The sequence below is a fragment of the Aquabacterium parvum genome, from assembly GCF_001447195.1.
Classification (GTDB): Bacteria; Pseudomonadota; Gammaproteobacteria; order Burkholderiales; family Burkholderiaceae_C; genus Aquabacterium; species Aquabacterium parvum.
The window spans coordinates 1-3,458 of sequence record NZ_LFRI01000081.1 but is presented as its reverse complement, the minus strand read 5'-3'; the positions used below and the strand labels follow the sequence as shown (position 1 = coordinate 3,458).

Here is a 3,458-nt window from a genome sequence, read left to right as displayed (position 1 = left end):
GCGGGGCAAATGGGTTGGTCATCGATTGAACGCAAGGTGCGGCAACAACCGCGATTCTCGCTCGACCATCACCGGCACAACGTGCCCATCACGGTTGAGCAGGAACCGCAAGGGGCGTAGTCTATTGACCGCTTACTGATGGTGTGCATGCAGCCTTGCGATGAACACCAGCCTTGCACATGCGCTGCCTTCAAATGATGGCGACACGCATGGCTTCAGACATGAGGGCCTAACTACCAAGTTCAGGGGCGCGCGCTTGGCGTAGCCGAAGCGTGCGGTGGTGGAGGCGTCCCCTGCAACGACCAGTTAGGCCGGTGAAAGTAGCAGAGCTGATGCGCGGGCAGCGAGCCCGCACACGAGGCGCCAGCCTGGTGTGCGCGATGAGCTGCTGCGGCAGCTTCCAAGATGAATCGTGCCATCACGCCTCCCTTTGCGTATGGCGTCAGCCATGCGCTGACGAATGCCTCAATCTAACGCACCTTCAACCTGAGAGGCAGAGGTGCCAGCACACCAACTTGGTGGCAAGAACGAATGTGCGACTGCCGCCGAGGAGGCGGCTCGTATGGCCTTGGCAAGCGGCGTATTCCGCGAGGGCCTAACGCCCAAGTTCAGGGGCGCCCGCTTGGCATGGCCGAAGCGAGCACTGGTGGAGGCGTCCCCTGCAACGCACAGTTAGGCCGATGGTGGCATGCGGCTGACTTGGCATGAAACCCTTGTGTGTTGAATGCTTGGCTGATGCCAGCTTGAATGCAAGCATGCCACGAGACCTTGCGCGAACCAATAAACGAAAGCTAGGCTGCATGTAGCCACCGAGGAGGTGGCTCGCTTGGCCCGCGCACGCGGCGCATTTACGCGAGGGCCTAACTGAAAATAGACCAACCAGCCTTCGCAAGGCATGTTGGCCTAAAAGTTTGTAACCACGAGTGTGTGGCGATGCAAGTGCTTGATGTGCAAGGCATTTGTTCTCCCGTGATGCTGTTGTAGTGGCGTGTTAGACAGCCTAAACGATGTTGGCGCGGGGAGGGTGGTGGCATGCCCCGGAATGAGTGGCCTAACGCCCAAGTTCAGGGGCGCCCATAAGGCGTAGCCGAAGCGATGCGACGTATGAGCGTCCCCTGCAACGCACAGTTAGGCCGGTGGTGGCGTACGGTTGCATGTGCATGAGCCCCTGTGTGTTGATTGCTTGGCCGATGGCCAGTTTGAATGCAAGCATGCCACGAGACCTCGCGCGAACCAATAAACGAAAGCTTGGCTGCCAGTAGCCGCCGAGGAGGCGGCTCGCTTGGCCTGTGCAAGCGGCGCATTTACGCGAGGGCCTAACGCAGAGTTCACCGGCGCCGGAGCCCCAAAGGGGCGGAGGGTACCAACATGGGGCAATAAAATGGCGAAGCCATGCCCCATGTTGGCGTCCGCGTGCAACGTTCAGTTGGGCCTGTAGCCACACCGCCGGATGGTGGATTTACTCACGAACGAATTGCCAAATGGTTGCGCCCCATTGATTGCCCTCAATGTGAGGCATAACTTCACCTTGCTTAAAATACTTATCACCTTGTTGATACGCAGGTGAAACCCAATAGCCTGATTTTGGGCAGGCGTTGCCTGCCTCGCAGCGCAGCCTTTGCTGCGCTGCTTCAATGCCCTCAGCCTCCGATGGACGTGGCCCGAAAGAGCGCGCATAGGCCACCAAGTCTTTGGGATAGTACATTGAGTCAATCGTGGAATCGTCAATGCCGTGCAGAAAGGCAATTGCGCCAGCCTCCCACGCCCAATAACCATCGTACCCACCCATTCCCTCATCGGTCATGCCCTTGTGCGCGTCGTACCAACCTGTGCCCTTCATCCCACCGTACCACTTGACGAGATACTTTTTGAGATCAGCCAGTTTTTCTTCTTGTGTGTCGCCAGCCGTGGAATCAAGCAACCATCGGTACGGTTCATCGTGATACCATTCATCGAGGTAAGGGCGATCTGGCAGGTAGTGGCTCAATAGTTCCTCTATCAGCGCATCTTGACGATCAAATCCCGATCCTGCTATGAGACTGTAAATTCTTGGGATGAGATTTTGTTCGCGCAAGAGGATGGCGACCGAAAGCAAGCCTACAAAGCGAACATACTGATCCAGTGATGTAAGCGAAAAGGCGGGCCATTCAGGCTCATTCTCGATCTTGCGCTCAATTTCAGCCTGTGCTTCGTACTGAGAAACAGACTCTTGCAGCAAGGGCTTCAAGGACTCGATTGGCTCGCCTGCTGTGTATTTCAGCTTAAACAAATCGAACAGTGTGTCGCCGTAACCGCTGTGGCACTGGGCTAGGCCAGCGTCATTTTCGGCGTTGACGGTAAAGCTCTCAATAATCTTGGGTGTTGCCAGATTATCGAGCCATGAAAGGAAATTTATGTAGTATGTTTCGAATAATAATTTTTGGCGCTTCCTGGCGCCGAAATTAGAAGGCTCGCGGAAAAGTGATGGGCGGTCGCTCATTTGTTTGTTCCCGTAGGATTTGGGGCTCGACTTTTCCGCCGCTGCTCCTCTTGAATTAGATCGCTTTCGCCAAAGACGCGCGTAGCATTGTGATTCGCATGATCGCTATCCTGCACACCTTCGCCAGATACGTGTTTGAAAACAGCGATGCTGTGTTCGTAGATGTCAGGCGTGCTGAATAAAACGACGTGTCGTGTGTATTGGCGCGCCAAACCTTGTGAATGGCGTAAATCTGCTTGTGCAAGCGGGTCTGATGTGGCTTTACGTATTCTTTCCCGAATCCAGGTCTCGCTCATTTGCATTACTGATGGCACGGGCTTCTGCGGTGGCGCACTGGCTGATTGCGTTCCCTGCGCAGGTGCGCCGACAGGCGCACTGCTGCGCTTGGAACGCTTACCACCCTTGCCGCCAGCGCCTTGGGACTTGCCCTCCCACTCGCGCTTTTTCTGCCTGTAGTCCTCGTACTCTTGCTTGTCTTGGGTGTCGCCCAGCATTTGGCCGAGGGAAGTTGCAGGATTTGTGTAAGTCTTGGCTTCGATGACGGCATAAGGCTTGCCGTTTTTGCCATTGGTGCGCCACAGCGCATCAATGCCGCGGCCACGCGGTATCAACGGCCACAGCGGCGTCATGGCGCCTCGGTCGTTGAGCTTGCGCGGCCCTTTGGGGTCAGGGTTGCCCCATTTGCCATCCATGCCCCAGTCGTGGGCCTGCCAGCCGGAAGCCCAGCCTTGTTCAATGACCCAATAGTCCGCCATGTGCTCACCCAATACGCCCTTGAAGAAAATGCGCCGCTGGCTGAGTTCTGAGACCGCCGTGTAGAAGATATGGTCGCGCCCGCCGTGTATGAAGCTGCTGTGTTCCTTGGCTTGGCTGGCTGTGTCACCCTTGGCATCAGGCTTCTCGCCTTGCTTGCGAACCTTCTTGCTGACGTAATCCGCCTCGGCGGAATTGTTGGGCTGCTTCTTCAGCCAGCCTTTGA

At 56.4% G+C, this 3,458-nt stretch carries 1 protein-coding gene and 1 pseudogene; both read right to left on the bottom strand.

Annotation, left to right across the window (positions count from 1 at the left end):
* Positions 1 to 1,459: 1,459 nt before the first annotated feature.
* Positions 1,460 to 2,479: a PoNe immunity protein domain-containing protein gene (locus ABG80_RS02105; RefSeq protein ID WP_058086132.1), complete on the bottom strand. Its 1,020-nt coding sequence runs from the start codon at positions 2,477 to 2,479 to the stop codon at positions 1,460 to 1,462.
* Positions 2,476 to 3,458 (bottom strand): annotated as a pseudogene (locus tag ABG80_RS22360) (hypothetical protein); the annotation flags it as partial. The gene ABG80_RS02105 and the pseudogene ABG80_RS22360, both read right to left, overlap by 4 nt.